This is a genomic window from Tardiphaga sp. 20_F10_N6_6, assembly GCF_052076045.1.
Lineage (GTDB): Bacteria > Pseudomonadota > Alphaproteobacteria > Rhizobiales > Xanthobacteraceae > Tardiphaga > Tardiphaga robiniae.
On sequence record NZ_CP197239.1, the window covers coordinates 1,868,592 to 1,890,802 of the forward strand.

Here is a 22,211-nt window from a genome sequence, read left to right on the forward strand (position 1 = left end):
TTAGACCAAAAATGATTTCTTGATCGAAGCGCCGAGCGTATATTTCGGATCCACCATGTTGCCGAGCCGGACGCGGCCGGTCTGGGTCAGTAGCATGTAGGCATCGATCTCCTCAAAGCCGTAATCGGCCGTCATCCAACGGCAAAGCTCGCGATAGGCGATGCGCGCAGCATCTTCCATCGGCCGCGCCGAGCCGATCGTCATGATGAAGTCCTTGGTCTCCAGCCGCGGCCAAGCAATGCTCCAGCCCTTGATCAGATCAATCTGGACCGTGGTCACGGTCGGATGCTCGATCGCGACGCCGCAGAGTTCGCCGTCGCCCTGCGCCGCGTGGCAGTCACCGAGATAGAGCAACGCGCCCTTGGTATTGACCGGCAGATAGATCACCGCACCGACACCGACGTCGGGCAGGTCCATGTTGCCGCCGTAATAGTCCGGCACCAGCGACGAAATCGCCTCGATCTCCGGCGAAGTGCCGATGGTGCCGATGAACGGCTCATAGGGCAGCGTGATCTTGTCGTTCCATTTGGTGCCGTTCTCGAGAGTGATCTCGAGCTTCTTGACGCGCTCGGGCAAAGCCGGATTGAGCAACGCGGTCTGGCCGGTGCCGACCAGCCCGCCGAATTCCGGCATGACGACAGTGGTGCCGCGCGGTTGCGGCCCACGCGGCACGATGCTCTCGATATAGACCGCGAGCGTATCGCCCTTCTCGGCTCCGTTGATCCAGATCGGCCCGTTCTGCGGGTTGAGAAAGGGAAAGTTGAGAATCTTCGAGGGGATGTCGGTCTCGTGCTTGATGGCGCCCTCGAACGCATCATGGGTTTCGGCGGAGACCACAGCGCCGGGATCGACCGTCAGCACAGGCCCTACGTAAGGGCCATAGACATAGTGGTACTTGCCCTGATCCTGTTCGGTGATCATGTGATGGGTGCCGGGTTTTCCCTTGGCGACGCCCTTGCTCGCCATGATCGAATTTTCCTGCCAGGCCATCGATTCACTCCTTCGTCTCTGTGTTGTTATGGGCGTGGGTTGGTTTCAGACCGCGAGATGACGGCGCATTTCTGCCTGATCGTCGAGCGCGGCCCGATCGAGGCTTGCGACGATGCGCCCCTTGTCCATCACGTAGCAGCGCTGCGCCATGGCGCGGATCATGTCGAGATTCTGCTCGACCAGGATGATAGTGACGCCGGTGCTGCGGTTGAGTTCGACCATGTTGCGGGCAATGTCCTGAACGATATTCGGCTGAATGCCTTCGGATGGCTCATCGAGCAAAATGAGGTGGGGATCGGCAATCAGCACACGCCCGATGGCGAGTTGCTGCTGCTGGCCACCGGACATGGTGCCGGCACGCTGGCTCCAGCGCTCCGCGAGGATCGGAAAGGCTTCCACGATCCGCCGCCGTCCCTCCTCGGGGATATCGCCCTTGATCGCAGCGCCGACGGCGATGTTTTCGGCCACCGTCAGGCGCGGAAACACGTCGCGCCCCTGTGGCACATAACCCATGCCAAGCCGCGCCCGTTTGTGCGGCGGCAACAGTTCGACGGCCTCGCCGCGATAGACAATCGAACCGCTCATCGCCGGCACGAGGCCAATCAGGCTTTTCATCAGCGTCGATTTGCCGACGCCGTTGCGGCCGATCACAGCGACGATCTCGCTCTCCCACACCTCGATTTCGAGGCCCTGCAACACCGGCTTGCCGCCGTAACCGGCGCGCAAGGCCTGCGTCGAGAGAATGACTTCCTTACGCATGGGCCTGCCCCAGATAGATAGCGGCGACGCGTTCGTCGGCGACGATCTCATCGATCGAGCCTTGCGCGAAGACCTGTCCAAGATGCAGCACCGTGACGCGCTGCGCGACCTGGCGCACGAAGGCCATGTCGTGCTCGATCGCCAACACTGTCATGCCGTCCGCATTCAATCGCTGCACCATCTCGCCCGTCTGATGCGTTTCTTCCGGCGACATGCCCGCAGTCGGCTCGTCGAGCAGCAACAGTTGCGGCTTCAGGCTGATCGCCATGCCGATTTCGAGCCACTGCTTCTGGCCGTGGCTCAGATTCCCGGCGGTCTGCATCTGCTCGGCTTCAAGGTTGAGGAACGTCAGCAACCGATCGATCCCGCGCGCGAGCTCAACGCTGCGATGCGTCCGCTGCAGGGCGATTTCGAGGTTTTGTCGGACAGACAATCCCTTGAATACGCCAGGCACCTGGAATTTGACCGACAGCCCGCGGTGAATGCGCGCGAACGGTTTCAGCGCAGTGATGTTCTCGCCGGCGAACAGAATATCGCCGCTACCGGGATGGTGTTCGCCTAGGATCAACCTGAACAGCGTACTCTTCCCCGCACCGTTCGGACCGATCAGGCAATGGATTTCACCGGCCTCAAGCACGAGATCGACCGAATTGGTGACATGCAAGCCGCCGAAATGTTTATTGAGTCCGCGAAGCTCGAGAAGCGCCATCAGACGTCTCCCTTGCTGCGGCGCGCAACGAGCCGGGAAATCAGATTCATGGCACCGAGCACGAGCCCGTTCGGCGCGATCAGCACGGTCAGTACCAGCAGCACACCCATGAACACCAGCGCGTATTGGCTGCCGTAAATGGTCAGGGCCTGGAAGGCCGCGAGCACCACCAGCGTGCCGATCACGGTCGACGTGAGATCGCTGCGGCCGCCGACCGCGACCCAGATCAACGGCAGCGCGGCCGCGGTCATGCCCATGCTCGACGGCGTGATGTACTGTCCCCACGCCGTGTAAAGCACGCCGGAAATGCCCGCGAGCGCCGCTCCGATCACGAAGGTGATGAGCTGATATTTGCGCACGTCGTAGCCCAGCATCTCCGCGCGCTCCGGATTCTCGCGGATAGCAACGATGACATTGCCAAACGAGGAGTTCATCAGGATGCGCAGGCCGAGATAGACCAGCAGCAGCAATCCCAGCACGGCGTAATAGAGTCCGATATCGGCCAACAACACGATGTCGCCACCGGACCATGGGATCGTTAGCGGCGGCATCGCGCTCATGCCATTAAAGCCGTTGAGGCGCGCCGCGCCGATGCGCCACTCAGGGCCCGCGGTCTGGGCCATAAAGCGCTCCAGCATCAGCGTCACCGCCAGCGTGACAATACCGAGGAAGACGCCGGCGATACGGCCGAAGAACATGAAATAGCCGAGCAGCAACGCAAACAGCGCGGCGATCACGACCGCCAGCACCAGCGCGACCAAGGTGAACCCATAAGCCGAGCCGAAATTGAGCGTGAGGATGCCGTAGCTATAACCGGCAATGCCAAAAAAAGCGGTCTGCCCGAACGAGAGCGAACCGCCATAGCCCCAGATCACACACAGGCTGAGCGCGATGAACACCCAGACGAAGAAATACACGGTATTGCCGACCGTATAACCGTCGCTGAACAACGGATAGGCGCAGGCAATCGCGAACACGATGGCGAACGTAATCCAGAACGCCGGACCACGACCCACAGTCTGCGGGCCTTCGAGGCGGCGGAGGAAACCAGGCAAACCGTTCACAGCTGCGGATCCTTCAGGTTCGTTCGCGCAGCAGGAAGCCGGAGATGCCTTTCGGCAGGACCCGGACAACGATGATCACGGCGACCAGCAAACCGATCTGGCCAAACAATTGTCCCTGCCAGGAGGTCATCACCGACTTCACCACCGCGAGGATCGCGCCGGCCGGCGCGGTACCGAGGAATACGTCGGCCCCACCAATCACCACGGTGACGAAGGCCTCCATGATGAAGGTGGCGCCCATCGTCGGCACCAGCGTCATGGTGGGCGCGTACAGGCCACCTGCAAGACCGGCGAGCCCGGCACCGCAGGCAAAGGTGAGACTGTAGATCAGGCGGGTATCGACACCGAGAGCCGCGGCCATGTGCGGCACCTGGATGGTGGCGCGGGCAAGCACGCCGAAGCGCGTCCAGTTGAACAGCATATAGAGGCCGCCGAGTACGCCGAGCGCGGAGGCAAACAGCACGAGGCGATAGATGGAATAAGAATACTCGCCAACCTGAAAGCTGCCGAACGGCGTTCCGACGCCGGCCATGGACGAGCCCACCAAGATCAGCGTCCCCTGGGTCGCAATGAGGCTCAGGCCCCAGGTTGCCACGATGGTGTCGAGCGGCCGGTCATAGAGATGGCGGATCACCACGAGTTCGACTAGCGCGCCGACCAACGCGGCGACGATGGCCCCGGCCAAGATCGCCAGCGGCAGCGGCAGGCCGAGATGGACGGTGGAAGCCGTCACATAGGCGCCGCACATGATGAACTCGCCATGGGCGAGATTGATCACGCCCATCATGCCGAAGATCACCGCGAGTCCGCATGCCGACAGCACGAGAAAAGCGAATGCATCGCCGAACTGATAGAGCGCCGAGAATATATGCGTTGCGATGTCCATGAACCAACCGGGATGATGCAAATTCGAAATGCGAGGGAAACTTCAGCTCTTCGAGAACACTGTCCCGGCAGGCAGACATACCTGCCGGGGCGGCGCCGACGCCGATGTCAGGGTTTCGGCGGCGGGTTCGAGGGCGTGTACTGCGCCATAGGATCCTTCTTGGTCAGATCGCAACCGGCATCGCCCAGCCAGTACGGCTTGATGCCCTCCCACACTTTCGGAAACGAGATCGAATGATCGGCCCCGACCTTGGCGAGATAAATGGTGTGCGACATATGCTGGCTCTTCGGGTCGATACAGACCTTGCCCTCCGGCGCATCCATGCAGACATCACCGACCGCGATTACCTTGCGGATATCTTCCCGCTTGGTCGACTTCGCCCGTTCGACCATCTGCTTATAGAGATAGACTGCGAGATAGGAATTCTCGGCTTCCTGGTTCACATAGGGCTCGTTAGGGAACTTGGCCTTGAACTTGGTGTAGAATGCCTTGCTGGCCGGGGTATCGATTTCCTCGATGTAGTTGGTCGTGACGTACATGTCCTTCAGGCTTGGCGGCTTGAAGCGTTTGTGTTCGTAGCCCTGCCCGACGTTGACCGACGAGGCCATCGGCAGATTGACGTTGGCGGATGCCGCCTGCTCGTAATAGGAAGCCTGCGCAGTGCCAACCAGCAGCGTCACCACAAAATCAGGCTTTGCTTTCTGGATATTCTGGATGCTCTGTGAGAACTGGGACACGCCGAGCGGGATGAACTCTTCACCGGCCATCTTGCCGCCGTTCTCCTTGACGATGTTGCGCACCCACTCCGCCGATATCTGGCCGAAATTGTAATCCGCGGCGAGCGTGTAGACGTTCTTGCCGTACTTCTCCATCATGTAGGGAATGAGCGTGGAGAACTGCTGTTCCGGCACCGCACCGGTGACAATCATATGGCCGTCGCAAACGCCGCCTTCGTACTGATTGTTGTAGAATGCGAAGCCGTTGAACTGATCGACGATCGGGCGATAGGCCTCGCGCGAAGCGGACGAGAAGCCAGCGAATACTACGTCGACCTTGTCGCGCTGGAGCACACGCCGCATGAATTCCTGATAGCGTGTGTTGTCGGACTGGGTGTCGTAGGCGACCAGCTCAAGTGGCCGGCCGTCGATACCACCGGCCTTGTTGATCTCTTCGGCCGCGAGTTGGATCGCATGCACTTTTCCGATGGTAGCCACCGCGAAATCGCCGGACTGGTCCTCCAGCACCCCGAGCTTGATCGGGGTTTGCGCAAACGCCGCACCTGTCGCGAGAACAAGCGTCCCCGTGAGGGCTACGGCGCGCAGCCCCCGCAACACATTCTTGGTCATGTTGGTGTCTCCTACATCGCTTGCTTGTTGCCGCCTCGCAGCGTGATGCTGGTCGCGCGGCCGGGAATGTCGGGCGCACTTGCCCGCCTGCTCAGAAATTCCTCGCAGTAGAGTTCCAAGTTCTGCCGCGCGCGCATGCTCTCGCGGCGAAGCTGGGAATAGGCGCTCTCTTCATCGAGACCGTCTTGCTGCATCAAGAAGATCACCGCGCGGATCACCGCGCGACGGCTACGACGGCGTTCTTCGAGATCCTGAAGGCGGGCATGCATATCGCTACGCAACATGAACTGGTTCACGCCCATGAACAGTGAGGTGTAGACGGCGCCGCCGTGGACCGGCTTACGCAGGAAGGAAGTCGCGCCGAGATTGACCAACGCCTTCAGACGGCTCGGCGCCTCGACGCCGACCAGACCGATCACCGGCACCGGCGGCAGGCGTGAGATGGGATTGACCTCAATCGCCACCGCGCCTTCGAGATCGCCGTCAATGAACAGGATATCGCGCTCGGACTGCAGGTTGCCGACATCGATCTGCGCGCGGCCGTCGACGATCTCGGGATATTCGGTCGTCACACCAAGTTTGGCGAGGGTGGACTCGAGTGAGCCCTCTTTTCCGCCGCGTCCGATGACGACAAGAGCGCGACCGCCTTTGAAATTCTGCAGCAACCGGGATGTCATGATTGCACCACTCTGAGCACGGGAGAGCGCATTGCACTCGCAAAGCGCGGCGACGACTGAACGAGATAGGGATCTGGCGCGATTGGGCTGCGTGCCTCCAGCAGCACTTCGAACTGCCCATTGAGGGTGGAACGGGCGATCCGCGGTGTCAGCCAGGCGTGATAGGTTTGCGGATCAATGCGCACCTCGCCCTGCGGCGCCAGCAAGCTCTGGCTGGCGACCGCGGCGCGCACGGCGCGTGCATCATCGGTACCCGCCTGCTCTAATGCTGCGGCCAGAAGCTTGACGGCGATGTAGGACGCTTCTGCGTCGGCGGACGATACTGGTCCGCCGGGGAAGGCCTTGGCATAGGCGGCGATGAATGCCGCATTCGCCGGAGATTCCAACGAGGAGAAATAGACGCTGGAGCTCAAGTGCCCGTCGATAGCCTTGTCGCCAATCTCCGCAAGCTCCGGCTCTGACAGCGTGCAGCTGGCCACCGGAATTTCATTGACCTGATCGATACCACGCGCGCGGCAGGCCGCGCGGAAAGCGCGGAAGAAGGCATAGGCGCTCGTACCGATCAGATTGTTGAAGACGAAATCTGGACGCTGCTCAAGGATCGCCGATATGACCTGGTCAAATTCGGTATCGCCCACGGACAGGTATCGCTCTGCGACCACGGCGCCTCCCCGCGCGGTCAGCGCCTCACGGAAGATGCGGTTGTTCTCCCAGGCCCAGATGTAGTTGGAGCCGACGCAGAATGCGCGAGTACCAATCCGCGAGGCGAGATACTCGACCAGTGGCAGCACGTGCTGGTTGGGCGATGCTCCGGTGTAGATCACATTGTCCGAACTCTCGAACCCTTCATAATGCGACGGATACCAGAGCAACCCGTCAAACTTCTCGAAGCAGGGAATGACCTCCTTGCGACTCGAAGACGTATAGCAGCCCAAAACTTGGCGGATGCCGGCGCCAAGCAGCTCGAGGCTAAGTGCGCGGTAACGTTCAAGATCGCCCGACGGGTTCACCACGACGGGCTCCAACGTCACCGCACCGTCTGCCTCGGCATTCTCCTGGAACGCCAGCAACGCGCCGTTCAGCATCGAGCGTGCGACGACGCTGTAGGACCCTGTCGTCGAGAACATTATGCCGATGCGATAGTGCTTCCGCGCCATTAGCCGATCCAAAACAAAAAAAGCGCCCGCCGGCTGTGAAGCCGTGGGCGCCCTCGCCACCAACTGGACACGCTTGAATTTGAAGCGCGGTGTTGGAAATGGTTTGAACTTGTAGCGTTATCGGGCAGCTCTGCCCAACGCTTGCAGTTTAAGCTCCCTTAGAACGACCATACTGTCAAGCACGTTGTTACGGCGAGAGTTGCTTCAATTCATCCCTCGTTGCAGCAAAACTATGCAGGGCGCCGGGAAATTACACTGGTTGCACGAGCGCCAATGACAGTCATTGCGTCAGGATCCATTCAGACGGCAATGCGGAGCATCACCTACCATCCACAGCTATCGAATTAAATCGCAGGTGATACCCAACAGATGTATTATGAACCGGCAAACAAAAATATCGACCTTCGAAGACGAGTTGAATGAAAACGCTAGCAATTTGACGACCACCAACGAGGAGACCGCTTGGACCATACACTGCGACGTTGCGTGGCTCTTCGTCGATACTAGATGAGCGGCATCTGCGAGAGGAGCTCGCTGAGCGCGACCATGGAGCCGCAGGTCAATCAACTTTCGACGCGCTCGCGGTAATGCTCAAACACACTTGTAACGCCGCGGGATGAGATCCAGCCATTCAAGCACCAGTTCCCGCCCTGTCGCCATCACAGCAGCTCACGTTTCAACAGTCCACCCAGCCAGTCCGCAAAGACCTGAAACCTCCGAGAGAGAGAGATGCTGACGGTGTGGATAGAGCAGTGCCATCGGCATCGGCGCAGCTCGATGATGGGGCATCACCTCGACGAGTTCGCCCGCGTCGAGGTGGCGCTCTACATCGTAGGCCGGGATCTGGATGAGGCCGAAGCTGGCAAGGCAGCAGGCGATATAAACTTCGGCACTGAAGACCTACCCGGGCTTCCAAATTCAAGGTTGGCCTCATTCTACGCAGCAATATCCGGTAGCTACGAAATCGCCTTTCTCTCTCGCCCCAGGCGTCCCAACAGGATCAATCCGGCGAAAATCGCCGCGATCCCGACGACGTGATACCAGGCGAGATGTTCGCCCAGCCACCAGATCGAAAACACTGCCGTACACAGCGGGCTGAGATACAGAAATCCTGCAGCACGCGTCGGTCCGTTGGTGGCTACGCCGTAGATATAGAACACGTTACCAAGCATGGTAGGACCCAATCCGGTATAAGCGATCGCGCCTAGGGCTATGGCCATGTCAGCGTCGGTCCAGGCGAACCATGGACCGCCGCTGGCAACCCACGTGACATAGACCGGCAACGACACGACCAGGAGACCTGCCCAGGCAGTCACCACCGTGAGCGGCAAGGTTTCGATTACGCGCGACCATTCGCGCACACGGATCGAGAACCACGCAAAGAAGATCGCTGCGAGAAGCGACCAGAGATTTCCAAGATTCAGTTGCAGCCCGGTCAGTCGCAGCAGATCGCCCTTGCTGATGATCAGGAGCGTGCCGACAAAAGCCAGAGCGAGCCCACCTTGGCCCATTCGGGCGATCTGCCCCTGCCCCATGATCCAGCCGATCAACACGACCCATACCGGCGTCGTGGCATTGATGAAGCCCACTTCGATGGCTGGGCTTTGATAGGCTCCGCCGATCAGAAGAAACGAAAACAGGCCGACGCCGACAACGCCACCGATCGTCAATTCGCCCAGCCGCGGCCGGATCTCAGGCCAGGCGCGCCGCAGGGACGGCCACGCAATGACCGTGAGAATGACGAGAGCGGGCAGCCAGCGCCAGAACACCAGCGCCGGCAAAGGCGCCGCGTCACGCGCGGCCCGCGCGACCACATGGTTGCTGCCCCAGAGTGCCGCAGTCACTATCAGCGCAAGCGTACCGAGTGATCGCGAGCCGCCGTTCATGCCCGATCGGCGGATGACTGATGACGCCCGCGTTGCGAGACGTGCCATGGCAGGGATAGCCGCTCAGTATAGTCGACGAGAAAGAAGAGGATTGTTCCGACCACGCCCAACAACAGCAACGACACGAACACACGCACCGTATCGAACTGCCCTTGTGCAACAAGTATCTGAAAACCGATCCCCCGGCTGCCGGCCACGAACTCTCCGACGATGGCGCCCACCAGCGCGAACGAGATCGCCACTTTCATGCCCGCGAACAGACTCGGCAAAGCGCAGGGAAAGCGGATTTTTATCAATACGGCCCAAGGCGATGCCTTTGATACCTTGGCCAGCGCCAGCATGTCGGGATCCACCGACCGCAGGCCTAGAACCATATCGATGACGATCGGAAAGATCGCCAGCATTAACGCAATCGCCACCTTGGGCTCAGGACCGGTGCCCATCCAGATAACGAACAGCGGCGCCAGCGCCACTTTCGGGATCGAGTTGAGCGCCACGAGCAGCGTATAAATAGTCCGCTCGAGGAATTTCGAATAGACAATCCCAACCGCCAGCGCGACGCCGATGACGACCGCCAGTACAAAGCCGAGGCATGTCATCCAGAGCGTAAAGCCGAGATGACGCAGGAACAACCCAGGCGTCTCCAGAAACGCGGCAAAGATCGCCGACGGCGCCGGCAGGATCAGCGGCGACGGCTGGAAGACGTAAACCCCGATCTCCCACAGAACAAGAGCTGCGGCCAGCACGACGACGACATCGCGTGTTTCGTTATCGCCCAGAAACAGACGCCTTGCGAAACGCATCATTCCTTGACGATCCCCAACTCGGCGAAGTGGTGACGGATCCGGTGCACATAGGCGGCGAATTCCGGCGTGTCGCGCACTGCAAGCAGGCGTGGCCGCGGGAGGTCGATGGTGATGACATCGACCACCATGCCCGGCGCCTTGCTCATCATGACGACGCGATCTGACAGGAAAACGGCTTCCGCAATCGAATGCGTGATGAACAAGAGCGTCTTGCGCGTATCCTGCCAGATCTGCGCGAGCTCGATGTTGAGATCATCGCGGGTCATGGCATCGAGCGCGCCAAATGGTTCATCCATCAGCAGCAGGTCGGGATCGGCCAGCAGTGCCCGGCAGATCGATGCGCGTTGTCGCATACCACCCGACAGTTCCCACGGAAACCGATGCTCGAAGCCACCGAGGCCAAACCGGTTCAGCAAAGCCACCGCCCGCGCGCGTTCATCGGCGGTCGGTTTGCGGGTGAATTCGATCGACAGCAGGACATTGTCGAGAATGGTGCGCCAGTCCAGCAGGACATCGCGCTGGAACACGACGCCAAGCCGATCCGGCGTGCCGTCGAGCGGTTTGCCGCCAATGTCGATCGTTCCGAAGGTCGTCCCTTCGAGGCCGGCCACCAGCTTCAGCAAGGTGCTCTTGCCGCAGCCGGATGGGCCAACCACGCTGACGAATTCCTGCGGCCGGATATCGAGATCGATATCGACCAGCGCCGCGACCGGCCCGCGCGGGGAGGCATAAGTCTTCCCCACGCGGCCGAGCGCAACATAGGCCACTGTTTCTGATGAAGCAGGAGGCGCCATGTTACTCAACGAGGCTGTTGGTGTAGTAGTCCGTCGCTTTCCAGCCGGCCGGCAATACGCCCGCGGCCTCCATCGACTTGCCCGCCGCTTCCCAGTCCGCCTGTGCCTGCCAGCCGATCGGCTTGCCCTGCGACGCCGACGTATTGAAGTAATCCAGCGTCAGCTTGATCTGTCCGAGCAGCACCACGGGGTCCAGCTTGGCGTCCGGACGCTCGGCGATCATCGCCTTCACGCCGTCGTTGGGATTCGTACGCAGATGCTGCCAAGCGCGTTGCTGCACCTCGATCAGACGCTTCAACGCCGGTCCCTTGCTGGCGATCACTTCGTCGCGTGCGACCAGGCCGTAGCTCGGGAACGCAATGCCCGCATCAGATGCCAACAGACACTTCGACGGGCGGGTCGCTTCCGCGAGCGGGAGCGCAGAACCGACGGTCGACATCAGACCATCGGATCGCTTGGCAATATAGGTGCCCCACAATGCGGCCGGATCGACAACTTCAACCTTGAGATCGTCACGCGTCAGTCCGCCGGATTTCAGATAGACGTCTATGAAGGGCGCCCATGGGCTTGCCGCAAAGACGACGACGCTCTTACCGCGCAAATCGGCGACCTTCTCCATCGGCGACGTCTTGTCGACCAGAATGCAGAGATCGGTCTTGCGCTGGAACGTCGCGATCGAGCGAATAGTGGCGCCCTTGGCTCGCGCTGAGCCAACCAACCCCACCTGAACCTGACCGACATCCGCCTGCCCGGCATTGACCAACTGAATCGTATTGCCAGAGCCGCGACCATCCTGAATATCAACATCGAGCTTGGCTTCCTTGAACCAACCGCGGTTCTGAGCCAGATGCATGGCCGCCTGCACGCCCCATGGCGAGAAATCCAGCCGCACCGACAATTTATCCTGAGCCAGAGCAGGCGAAACACCCGCGCCGGCCGCAGCACCTAGAAGCATCAGGGTCGATAGAAAAAGCCTTCTCATATCCCAATCTCCGGTTTGATTACTCTGTGTCGGCGCCATCCGCTTCTGCCGGCGAATTCTGCGTCAAATAGCTCAGCACCATCTCGACGACGTGCTGGCGTCTCTTGAGCACACGTCGGCGCGCCGCGAGATCGCGGTCGAGCAGCCAGGACAATGTGTGCTGATTGGACAGAAAGAAGTAAGCGAGGCCGGAGATCGACATATAGAGATCGACCGCATCGACATTGGCGCGAAACACACCCTCGGTCTGGCCGCGTTTCAGCAGGATCTGGATCGTGTCGAGCAACCCGCGATAGAGCGGCTTGATGGTGCTCGAACTTTTGAGGTGCTGCGCATAATGGATGTTCTCGATGCTCATCAACCGGATTAGATCCGGCGTCGCAACGAAATGATCGAACGTGCTGCTGACCAGTCGCTTCATGCCTTCGACCGGCGGCAGACCGCGCAGGTCTTCGTCCTGCTGCTTAGTACGCAAGTCCGTATAGATGCGCTCGAGCACTGCCAGATAGAGCTCGTCCTTGGAGCCGAAATAATGGTAGATCAGGTTCTTGTTGACACCGGATTGTTCGGCGATGCGATCGACGCGCGCGCCGTTAAGCCCGTTGGAGACGAATTCGATCCGTGCCGCGTCCAGGATCTTGGCACGGCTCGCTTCCGGATTGCGGGTGATCTTGCTGGGCGCGGCCACACTAAGCTCCATGGCGCCCTTCCGGTAATGGCGGGGCGTCCCGTGAGGATCGTAGTGCCGCAGTTCCCTCGACGTCCAGCACGCCACGCGGGCCGAATGTCACAGCATAATGCTTTCGCGCGAACTCGGCCGTGATCTTGCCGTCTAGGAAATCCTCGCGCACATCGGAGGGATCACGCAGCAGCGGATTGCCGAAGCCGCCTGCACCGGCCTGCTCGTGGATCAGGAGCGCGCCCTCAGTGACATTCCGCGTGATCTTGCCAGGAATGGCACTACGCTCATTGCCGATCTCGATGTAGTTCTTCGACAAGCCGCCGGGCTCGCCCCCATTGAGACCATAGGGATGAAATTTGACGCGGTCGGTGCGCAATTGCAGCAGCGCTTCCGGCGCGAGGATACGATAACTACGGCGAATGCCGACACCGCCGCGATATTGTCCAGCACCACAGCTGTCCGGCACGAACGAGTAATCCTCGATTCGCACCGGATGCTCAGCCTCCATCACTTCGACCGGCATGTTCGAGAGATTTTGCGAGGCATTGGTAACCGCTTCAAGCCCGTCTTTGTCGGGACGACCACCCCAGGCGCCGCAGATCATGTCGACGATGATGAAAGGCTGGCGGTTAGGTCGCAGGCCGCTGATACAAATGACGCTGTTGCCGCCCTCACCTGCGGCTGGCACCTTGTCCGGCACGATCTGCGCAAGTGCTCCGAGCATCGTATCGAACACGCGATACCCCGTCAGCGCACGTGCCGCGCACGGCCCAGGCATGATCGGGTTGAGCACGGAAGCTTCCGGCGCTTTCACTGTAATGCAACGAAAAAGGCCGACATTGTTCGGCACGTCCTTAGCCAGCACGCAGCGTATGCTGAGATAAGTCAGCGAATGTGTGAAACTGAGCGTCGAATTCAACGCTCCTTTCACCTGTGGCGAAGAGCCCGTGTAATCGACCAGCAGCGTACCGTCGCCGTTGACGGTGATTGCAACCTTGATAGGGATCGGCGTATCGGAAAATCCGTCATCATCGATATAGTCGATGAAACTGTACGTACCCTTCGGCCAGGTCTTGATCTCCTGCCGGGTCAATCGTTCCGCGTAGTCGAGCAGTTCCTGCATATAGGCGTCGACATCGTCCACGCCGTAACGCTGCATCAGCTTCTCCAAGCCGCGCTTACCGACCTGAGCCGCCGCAAATTGCGCCGAAAGATCGCCCCAGACCCGATCCGGAACCCGAACGTTGATCTTGATCAGCGCCTCTAGCGTCGTGTTCAGCACACCGCGGTCATAGAGCTTGAGCGGCGGAATCCGCAGCCCTTCCTGATAGATCTCGGTCGAATCCGACGCGTTGGAGCCGGGCACGCGGCCGCCGACATCGGTGTGATGGCAGATCACCACGGCGAAGGCGCGCCGTTTGCCGCTGTGGAAAATCGGCACGAACATGAAGATATCAGGCAGATGCATGCCGCCGTGATAGGGATCGTTCATGATGACGACGTCGCCGTCGTGCAGATCGCCTTCGTATTTGCCGAGCACGGAGGCCATGGCTTCTGGAATCGCGCCGAGATGCTGGGCGATGGTCTTGGCCTGCGCCACCATCTGGCCGTCGCCGGCACAGATTGCCGCGGAAAAATCCATCACGTCCTTGACGATTTCCGAACGCGCTATGCGCACGACCGTATAGGCCATGTCGTCGGCGATGGAATCCAGGCCGCTCTTGATGACCGCGAAGGTGATCGGATCGACTTTCATACCTCGAACTCCAGCACAATGCAGCCGATCGCATCCTTGTGCACCCGAGCATCGGGCGGCACGATGATGGTGGCGTCGAATTCCTCGATGATCAGAGGTCCCTGCCGTGGCGACATTCCGACCGCGCCGCGATCGACGATCTCGACCGCGACAGCGGCCTCGCCACGCGCGAAGGAAACGTCGCGGGTTCCGGAACGCGATGCGCCCTGCCGCGCGGCGATCTTCATGGCCGCAAAATCCAGGCGGTTCTCGCGCAGGCCGCGCCCGGCCACGCGCACTTTCATCAGTTCGATCGGCGTGGCGTCACGATAGCCATAGGTCTTGAAATACTCGGCGATGAACCGCTCACGGATCTGATCGAAATCTTCGCCCTCGAACGGCACCGTGAGTTCGGTGGCCTGACCTTCATGGCGCAAATCGGCTTCCCACAGAAACATCGTGCGTTCGGCCTGATAGCCATCGCCGGCGAGTTGCCCGGCCACTTGCTGTTGCAGCTCGGACTTGATCGCCTTGAGGTCGCAGACCTGCATCCCGTCGAGATATAGGCTGACGGTTTTCAGTGCGGTATGCTCAATATCGGAAGCCAGCATGCCCAGTGCGCTGAAAACTCCCGACATCGGCGGCACCACGACGCGAGGAATGCCCAACTGACGCGCGAGATCCGGCGCATGCACGCCCCCGTTGCCGCCAAATGCCGTCAACGTGAGATCGCGCGGATCGCGACCACGCTCGACGGTGACGGCGCGCACGGCACGCGCCATCGCCGCATTGGCGACGGCACGAATGCCATGTGCGGCGTCCAGTAGAGTGAGGTCGAGCGGGTCGCCGACATGGGTACGGATGGCAGTCTCGCTTAGCTTGCGATCGATATTGAGATTGCCGCCAGCCAGCGACGTGGCGTTGATGAAACCGAGCACAACATTGGCATCTGTCACTGTCGGCTTTGTGTTGCCGAGCCCATAGCAGGCCGGGCCCGGAACGGCACCTGCGGATTGCGGGCCGACGACCAGCAGGCCACCTTTGTCGATGCCGGCAATGGAGCCGCCGCCGGCGCCAACCTCGGCGATATCGATAGCCGGCACCTTGAGCATATAGCCGCCGGCCTTGATGAACCGGCTCGACGTCGAAATTCCATCGCGGAATTCGTATTCCGACGTCATGGTCGGGCGGCCGTCCTCGATAATGACCGCCTTGGCCGTGGTGCCGCCCATGTCGAACACGATGACGTCGCGATCGTCACGCGCGATGCCGAGCCGTGCCGCGCCGATGACACCGCCCGCAGGACCGGACGCCACCACCAGCACCGGCTTCTCGCAGGTCACATTGGCAGCCAGCATGCCGCCATTCGAGGTCATGACCAGAATGGGCGCAGCCACGCCGATCGAGCGCAGACCCGATTCAAGCTTCTGCAGATAAGTGCGCATGGCCGACAACAGATATGCATTCACCACCGTCGTGCTGGTCCGCTCATATTCCTTCATCTCGGGCAGCACCGCGCAGGATGTCGTCACCAGCAATTGCGGGAAATTGGCCCGCAAAATCGCTTCGGCCTGCAATTCATGCGCCGGATTACGATAGCTGTTGATGAATGCGATAGCGACGGCCTCGATATCCTCGGCGAGTAGCGCCTCTCCGGCCGCGATGACGCTTGCTTCGGAGAGCGGCTCGACCGTCGTTCCGTCCGCCGCCATGCGTTCGGTCACTTCCATACGATACCGGCGCGGCACCAATGGCTGCGGCTTCACCCATGTCAGGTCGAACATGTCGGGCATCCGGATGCGCCCGATCTCCAGCACGTCCCGGAAGCCGCGCGTCGTGATCAGTCCAGTCTTGGCGCCCGACCGTTGCAGGATGGTATTCGATCCGACGGTGGTGCCGTGCAGCACTTCGGCCACAGCCGAAGGCGCAATCGATAGCTCCGCCAGCAGGCTTCCGACGCCGTCAACAACCGCCCGACTCGGATCGGCAGGCGTCGACGACACCTTGCTCTGATGGATCAGACCGGTTTCAAGGAACAATGCAATGTCGGTGAATGTCCCACCGATATCGACCGCAACCCGGATTTTTCCGCCTGACGCCACAACCACGATCGCTCACCTCGTCATTACTAACCAGTTAGTCAATAATCTCGGCTAGAGGATGCAGAGTGTCAAGCTGCTGTTTTCAGCGCCTAGCGCCCGAAAAACAGGCTAAAAGCTCACTTTTGATCATGAGGGATTGGCTGGCGACGCACGACCAAGCGTAGGGTTGGGGTTCGGCTTCTTGATAGCTACGCTAACGTTCGCTGATGCGTCAGTCGGTTTATTGGATGAATATTTGACCGGCTGAAAGGCAGTAGCCAATAAGGCGAAGGCTATTTCTTCACTTTCCCCTTCTTCCTTGCAGCCTTCAGGGCATCGGCTTGCGCGCGGAACGCTTCAGCCAGATTCCGCATCCGTTCAGCATGCTCGGTGTCTTCCGAGCGATGAGCTACGGCCTCGGCTTTCTCGGCCTGCTTCCTCAGCGACTTCGTTGGTTTCATGCCGATGTTATACCGCAACGCGGGAAGTTGTTCCACGCTTCCACGCTCCCTCCGGACAGCGTAGGATCCGACAATGAAACAGTCCGACACTTACCGGGCGAATGCAGAGAACTGCGCGGAGATGGCTGCTGCATCCGATAGCGAGCCAGCCAGGAATCGTTTCAAGCGCATGGAAGCTGCATGGCTCGCGTTGGCCGAGGAAGGGGACTGGCTCGACGGCGAGACACCGCTGGAGAAGTCACCAGTTAATCGACAGTAACCCGATGACCGCCGCATGGTCGAAGGGGCGCTACCGTCACTACCCTTATTATTTATGCATGACTCGGGGCTGTGAGGCTAAAAGCAAGTCAGTGCCGCGCGCGAAGCTCGAAGACGGCTTTGCAGAGATCATCAAGACCTTGCAGCCCGCGGAAGGGCTCTTCGATCTGGCCAAGGCAATGCTATGTGATGCTTGGGACATGCGGCTGGCCGCTGCCAAAAACGAGAAGAGTGCGCTTCAAAAGCAATTTACGGATGTCGAACGGCAGATCGGAAATCTCTTGGATCGCGTCGTCGATGCCTCCAGCCCATCGGTTGTGAGCGCTTACGAGACCCGGATCGAAAAGCTCGAACGCGAAAAGATCGTTCTCGCCGAACGGGTTGCCAGAACGGTACCGCCCAAGGGGCGGCTGGAGGATTGTATCGAACTGGCCCTGAGATTTCTGGCAAACCCTTGGTACATCTACGAAAACGGCGACTACGTGATGCGTCAGACCGTACTGAGACTGGCCTTTCAAACACCTCTAAGATACGGCAAAAACGGGGTGTATCGAACTCCCGAATTTTCGCTCCCTTTCAGGTACTTGGCAGAAACTTTCGGTGAAAATGCGAAATGGTGCCGGTTGAGAGGATTGAACTCCCGACCTTCGGTTTACAAAACCGCTGCTCTACCGCTGAGCTAAACCGGCAACAAGATCAATGGGTTAATTGATTACCCGAGATCGAAACAGGACGTCAGGATCAGACGCCTGCCCGCGTCGCGCAGTCAGATATCAGAGTTGTCCGGCAAGGGCTACTCCCGCGCGCGCCAAACCGGCGCACGCGTTTACAGCCACGCGTAAAGCAGCAGCAGATTGACCGCGCAGGCGGCCAGCAGGGCGACCGTGAGTGCCACCTGCACCCCGTCGCTGCGGATATTGTCGATCATTCTCATCGCCCGACAACCATCAAGCGATTCTGGCAAGGGAGTCTCGAACCTTATTTTTCCCGGGATTCAGGACTCGTTTACTTTCGATTCCTGGTGCGGGGGCAGCGGAGAGCTCGACTGTCTACTGCCCCGCGCTCGTCATTCCGGGGCGTGCGTCGCCGGCGAAGCCGGCAGAGCGCGAACCCGGAATCTCGAAGTGTTTAGCACTGACTAGAGACTCCCATGCTGAGATTCCGGGTTCGCGTCCGGCAAGTGCCGGCCGCGCCCCGGAATGACGAGTGTGAGGTGGACTCGGGCTGAGCGCACCCGAACATATTTTCCTATCTCCCGTTGACACCATCCCCATCAGGTTTATATCCCCATTCATCCTGCCCCACCGAGAGGGGCGATCGCGATCGTCACGTTCGCGGGGTGGGATGCGGTGGACGCCGGAGATGCGGCGTTACGCGGTTCATGGGGGGGACGTCTGTCTTCGGGCAGGACGGATCTGCGCCAGCACTGCCACTGGCAAGGACACGGCCGACCTTGAGATGGACAAACCCCTGGACAGTGTGACGGACGACCAAATCGAAACGCGTTCGGCCAAGTGCTTTGCGGCTACCCTGTCCCCCCGCCCTGGGACATTAATTTTGGTGATGGGACCGTTCGCCATGGCAGATGTGCAGGCAACCGAAAAAACACCGCAGGCGGAACGTCGGGCACTTGCTCGGCGCCTCCGAAAGTCCTGATGCACTCTAAATTGCGGAAGACCGCATCGCATCAGGCCCAAGGGTGCAACGGGCACCTGGCGTTCCGCACGCCCTCTCACTAGGGGGCGGGAATGCAAGCAACGACGGCGCCCCCGCGCCGCAAATAATGGGGGTGATGACGCATGTCTGGAGAGCAGTGGCTGTTTGACAGTTGAATCCGTGAATGACGCGCAGGCGCCGCACCACAGGTGTCATCCCCGGGCTTGACCCGGGGATCCAGCTTCGCCCGCACACCGTCGCACAAGAAAGATGGATGGCCGGGTCAAGCCCGGCCATGACGTGGAGAGGATGACGGTCGCATTGAAGCGATGATCAGCGACGCGCAGCGGCACATGACGAATCCCCACAAACAAAAAGGCCGGCGTGATGCCGGCCTTTCCGTCGAAGATTGAAGCGGTTTCGTACTTGCTCAGTACTTGGCGACCACCGGGCCACCCCAGCCGAAGCGATAGTTCAGACCGGCCTTGATGGTGTGCTCGTCGTTGTTGAAGCTGGTCGAGCCGCCGGGAATGGCCGTCGAGGTGATCGTGGTGTTGCCGAAGTTATAGTACTGATATTCGACCTTGCCCGACCAGTTCGGCGAGAACATGTATTCGAGACCGCCACCGACCGTGTAGCCGTCCTTCTTGTTGCCATCGATCACAGCAACCGCGGGAGCCACAGCGGCGATGGTCAGGTTGTTGTTATCCTTCCAGGCGTAACCGCCCTTGGCGTAGAGCAGTGCCGGACCCCAAGTGTAACCGAGACGACCGGTGACCGAGCCGAGCTGATCGTTACCGCCGCCCGTGATGGTCGTGCCATTCGGGAAGACGAGGCTGGTATTGCTGCTCGCCAGCCAGCTGTACTGGGCTTCGACACCCACCACCCAGTTGGTGGCGAACTGATAGTCGAAGCCGCCCTGCACACCGCCCATGAACCGGCCGCTATCGCCGACGAGGCTGTTGCCGTCACCGAAGGCGCCGCCGAGATGACCGCCGATGTAGAAACCGGTCCAGTTGTAGACCAAAGCCGGCGCCGTATAGGCCGGGGCCTTGGTATAGGTCCGCGCCGGAAGGTCGGCAGCGAAGGCTGAAGACGAGATCGCGGCCACGGCAACGATGGCCGACGCGCTGAGCAGAAGCTTCTTCATGGTTGTTCCCCTGTGTTGCGTAATGACCCTCGAAAAACAACGTGGCGGCAGTTTGGTTGCTTCACGGCAGGCGTTGCCACATCGATGTTTGCCGACTGCGACAAAGCAGCAACACTTTTGGATTTATTCATTTTTAGGCGGCGCGAAATGGCTTTTGGTTCAATGCTCACACGAACTTGATCGGGTTTTTCAGTGTCCAGATACCCACGCCGGGCTGCGGCAATCTCGTGGCGACGTTGCGGTCAGTTGAGGGCGCCAACGTCGGCATTGATCGTGATCGCATCGAGCACCGACAACAGATCTAAAGAGCTGCCAACAACGCGCTACCGCGTCATCTTTTCCATTTCGGGGAACGGCGCGTAGGTGGCGCCGGCACAGGCCTCAGTGACATTGTCGACAATGCGATCGAGGCGCTTGTCAACATAGGATACCGCCCGCTCCTGCGGCGCGGTGTATCTGCCATCGAAATCCTTCGCCGTGTAGCGCACGCAACTGACATAGCGCAGCCGGCCGCCCACGGTGCGTTGCACCGGCTCCGCCATCATGGCGTCACGAACGCCGACCGGATTGTTCAGATAGGTCTTGAAGAACGCCAGAAGGTCCACGCGATAATTGGTCGGAAATGGCTGCGCGGCAACGCCCTGGTCATCCGTGAAGCTGATGCCACCGGCGCCGCCGCCTCCGCATGCTGCAAGCCACAGCGGCAGCAGTACCGCTGCTGCCTGTTTCGCCGATATCCCCAAATGCCGTCTCATCCGTCGTGCCGTCTCAATTACGCAGGCGTGTCCCCGTCATGCCTGTCCTAGACGGTTCGCCCGGGAATTGGAATTCGCATCTCGGTGACGGACACGAACCAGCCTGCTGCACCTCAGGGATGTTATGCATCCCAGGGGATAGGCGCAGCAGGCCGGCCGTTGAAACTCCGCGATCGCGGCTGGGCAATATGAGGCCGCGACCGCGGAGCCCCCTCAGCCGCGCTTGTGCGCGACTGTGGTCTGGATGGCGGTGTGCTTGTGAACTTTGTGAACGCTCATCTTCTTATGGAAGCGATGATGAGGACGGGCATGGCGGTGATGATGGCGGACCATTTTCGCATTTGCGTTCAGCACGCCGGGCTTGGCCTGCACCTTGTTATCGGCCGACGTCACCGGCTTGGTGATCGGCGCCGGCGTGGTCTTGGCGATACCGGCAGCCATCGCGGGAGCGGCAAGCATGGAAACTACGATCAACGCGGTGGAAATTTTCTTCAACATGGTCGTCTCCTGTCGGTCTCGATCACGAAGTTGACCGGTCGGTTGGCCGGGCTTGTCGATCAATGCAGTCAAACTAGCGACGCTGTGCTGAACCCACTCTGAGGAAGCCGGACAGGCTTCGTTCATCTCGGTGACATCCTCGTCACGATCGGCTGGGTCAGGCGTCCTGCCCCAAGTCTGCTGCCACAAGTCTGCTCCCCACGTCGGCACAAGCGGGAATGAACACCCACGCCCGGTGTTCACAACCTGAGACTTCCGTGTCAGATTATTGCTGTTGCAAACAGGAGCGCTGCATGACCCACCTCGCGATCAGGCTGACGACGCTGGCAATGTTTTCCGTGGCCGTTGCCGCCACGCCCTTCATGACCTCGGCCTATGCCGCAGGCGGCGATACGCCTTCCGCACCGCCGGCGTCCGACACCAAGGGCACCAAGGACAAGAAGAAGAAAACCGAGACCAGGAATCCGAACAGCGAGAATACCGCGTTCCTCGCCAATTATCGCGCGGCCTATGCCACGGTCTATGACAAGCAGGACTACACGGCCGCCATCGCGCAGCTCAAGGCGCTCGGCCAGGACGACCGCGCCGATGTCGCCAACCTGATCGGTTACTCCTATCGCAAGCTCGGCGACTACAAGGTCTCGCAGATCTGGTACGAGCGCGCGCTGAAGGCCGACCCCGCCCATGTCCGCACCTGGCAGTATTACGGATTGTGGCAGGTCGAACAGGGCAACCGCGATCAGGCGCAATATCATCTCAACAAGATCGCGATGCTGAGCGGCAAGGACTCCGCCGAATATAAATCGCTCGCTGCTGCGCTTGAAAAGGCGCCCGGCTCCGGTCCCACCTACTGATCCCATTCGCGGATCAGTCAGCCGG

At 60.3% G+C, this 22,211-nt stretch carries 21 protein-coding genes, 1 tRNA gene and 1 pseudogene; 2 read left to right on the plus strand and 21 right to left on the minus strand.

The window, feature by feature from the left end:
* From AB7813_RS09170 to AB7813_RS09250, 17 genes and pseudogenes are all read right to left on the minus strand, one after another.
* Entirely contained in the window at positions 1-990 is a 990-nt protein-coding gene (locus tag AB7813_RS09170; RefSeq protein ID WP_120292939.1) for an acetamidase/formamidase family protein, read from the minus strand.
* A gap of 45 nt (positions 991-1,035) precedes the next feature.
* On the minus strand, positions 1,036-1,749 hold the full coding sequence (locus AB7813_RS09175) for an ABC transporter ATP-binding protein (RefSeq protein WP_175365722.1): 714 nt from the start codon (positions 1,747-1,749) through the stop codon (positions 1,036-1,038).
* Complete coding sequence (locus tag AB7813_RS09180; protein WP_120292935.1) at positions 1,742-2,458, minus strand: ABC transporter ATP-binding protein; 717 nt, start codon at positions 2,456-2,458, stop codon at positions 1,742-1,744. Before AB7813_RS09180 ends, AB7813_RS09175 begins: the two co-directional genes overlap by 8 nt.
* Positions 2,458-3,522 carry a branched-chain amino acid ABC transporter permease gene (locus AB7813_RS09185; protein ID WP_309944904.1) on the minus strand — a complete coding sequence of 355 codons (1,065 nt, stop codon included), beginning with the start codon at positions 3,520-3,522 and terminating at the stop codon, positions 2,458-2,460. Before AB7813_RS09185 ends, AB7813_RS09180 begins: the two co-directional genes overlap by 1 nt.
* A 13-nt stretch (positions 3,523-3,535) precedes the next feature.
* Positions 3,536-4,408 carry an ABC transporter permease subunit gene (locus tag AB7813_RS09190; RefSeq protein WP_089267934.1) on the minus strand — a complete coding sequence of 291 codons (873 nt, stop codon included), beginning with the start codon at positions 4,406-4,408 and terminating at the stop codon, positions 3,536-3,538.
* Positions 4,409-4,515: 107 nt separating this feature from the next.
* Positions 4,516-5,754 carry an urea ABC transporter substrate-binding protein gene (locus tag AB7813_RS09195; RefSeq protein ID WP_120292931.1) on the minus strand — a complete coding sequence of 413 codons (1,239 nt, stop codon included), beginning with the start codon at positions 5,752-5,754 and terminating at the stop codon, positions 4,516-4,518.
* Between the two features lie 11 nt (positions 5,755-5,765).
* The gene (locus tag AB7813_RS09200) at positions 5,766-6,431 is read right to left on the minus strand and encodes an ANTAR domain-containing response regulator (RefSeq protein ID WP_309944902.1); all 666 of its coding nucleotides are present in this window, start codon (positions 6,429-6,431) and stop codon (positions 5,766-5,768) included.
* Entirely contained in the window at positions 6,428-7,588 is a 1,161-nt protein-coding gene (locus AB7813_RS09205) for a transporter substrate-binding domain-containing protein (RefSeq protein WP_439084221.1), read from the minus strand. The genes AB7813_RS09200 and AB7813_RS09205 overlap by 4 nt, the downstream gene beginning before the upstream one ends.
* Positions 7,589-8,247: 659 nt before the next feature.
* A pseudogene (locus AB7813_RS09210) lies at positions 8,248-8,488 on the minus strand (LysR substrate-binding domain-containing protein); the annotation flags it as partial.
* Between the two features lie 56 nt (positions 8,489-8,544).
* Positions 8,545-9,522, minus strand: a complete 978-nt coding sequence (locus AB7813_RS09215; RefSeq protein WP_120292925.1) for a DMT family transporter — start codon at positions 9,520-9,522, stop codon at positions 8,545-8,547.
* Positions 9,471-10,280, minus strand: coding sequence for an ABC transporter permease (locus AB7813_RS09220; protein WP_175365723.1), 810 nt, complete (start codon positions 10,278-10,280; stop codon positions 9,471-9,473). Before AB7813_RS09220 ends, AB7813_RS09215 begins: the two co-directional genes overlap by 52 nt.
* The gene (locus AB7813_RS09225) at positions 10,277-11,047 is read right to left on the minus strand and encodes an ABC transporter ATP-binding protein (protein WP_439083201.1); all 771 of its coding nucleotides are present in this window, start codon (positions 11,045-11,047) and stop codon (positions 10,277-10,279) included. The genes AB7813_RS09220 and AB7813_RS09225 overlap by 4 nt, the downstream gene beginning before the upstream one ends.
* Positions 11,048-11,075: 28 nt before the next feature.
* Complete coding sequence (locus AB7813_RS09230; protein ID WP_439083200.1) at positions 11,076-12,056, minus strand: ABC transporter substrate-binding protein; 981 nt, start codon at positions 12,054-12,056, stop codon at positions 11,076-11,078.
* A 19-nt stretch (positions 12,057-12,075) separates the two neighbouring features.
* Positions 12,076-12,744, minus strand: a complete 669-nt coding sequence (locus AB7813_RS09235; protein ID WP_244558570.1) for a TetR/AcrR family transcriptional regulator — start codon at positions 12,742-12,744, stop codon at positions 12,076-12,078.
* A gap of 1 nt (position 12,745) precedes the next feature.
* Complete coding sequence (locus tag AB7813_RS09240) at positions 12,746-14,494, minus strand: hydantoinase B/oxoprolinase family protein (protein WP_439083199.1); 1,749 nt, start codon at positions 14,492-14,494, stop codon at positions 12,746-12,748.
* Entirely contained in the window at positions 14,491-16,581 is a 2,091-nt protein-coding gene (locus AB7813_RS09245; RefSeq protein WP_439083198.1) for a hydantoinase/oxoprolinase family protein, read from the minus strand. The genes AB7813_RS09240 and AB7813_RS09245 overlap by 4 nt, the downstream gene beginning before the upstream one ends.
* A 266-nt stretch (positions 16,582-16,847) precedes the next feature.
* A complete protein-coding gene (locus AB7813_RS09250; RefSeq protein ID WP_175365674.1) occupies positions 16,848-17,051 on the minus strand; it encodes a hypothetical protein in 204 nt (67 codons plus the stop codon).
* Between the two features lie 37 nt (positions 17,052-17,088).
* Here AB7813_RS09250 and AB7813_RS09255 point away from each other — a divergent pair, with 37 nt between their 5' ends.
* Positions 17,089-17,274: a hypothetical protein gene (locus AB7813_RS09255; RefSeq protein ID WP_309944882.1), complete on the plus strand. Its 186-nt coding sequence runs from the start codon at positions 17,089-17,091 to the stop codon at positions 17,272-17,274.
* Positions 17,275-17,887: 613 nt separating this feature from the next.
* On the opposite strand, the gene AB7813_RS09260 is transcribed toward AB7813_RS09255, so the two are convergent.
* From AB7813_RS09260 to AB7813_RS09275, 4 genes are all read right to left on the minus strand, one after another.
* Positions 17,888-17,962: transfer RNA gene (locus AB7813_RS09260), tRNA-Thr, on the minus strand.
* A gap of 1,397 nt (positions 17,963-19,359) precedes the next feature.
* Positions 19,360-20,079: an outer membrane protein gene (locus tag AB7813_RS09265; protein ID WP_089264886.1), complete on the minus strand. Its 720-nt coding sequence runs from the start codon at positions 20,077-20,079 to the stop codon at positions 19,360-19,362.
* Positions 20,080-20,402: 323 nt separating this feature from the next.
* The gene (locus AB7813_RS09270; protein WP_439064293.1) at positions 20,403-20,834 is read right to left on the minus strand and encodes a hypothetical protein; all 432 of its coding nucleotides are present in this window, start codon (positions 20,832-20,834) and stop codon (positions 20,403-20,405) included.
* A 213-nt stretch (positions 20,835-21,047) separates the two neighbouring features.
* Positions 21,048-21,521, minus strand: a complete 474-nt coding sequence (locus AB7813_RS09275; protein ID WP_244528493.1) for a His-rich protein BRANT — start codon at positions 21,519-21,521, stop codon at positions 21,048-21,050.
* A gap of 104 nt (positions 21,522-21,625) precedes the next feature.
* Between AB7813_RS09275 and AB7813_RS09280 the strand changes: the two genes are divergently transcribed.
* Positions 21,626-22,186 (plus strand): tetratricopeptide repeat protein, encoded by a 561-nt coding sequence (locus AB7813_RS09280; protein ID WP_439083197.1) that lies wholly within the window; start codon positions 21,626-21,628, stop codon positions 22,184-22,186.
* Positions 22,187-22,211 lie beyond the last annotated feature (25 nt).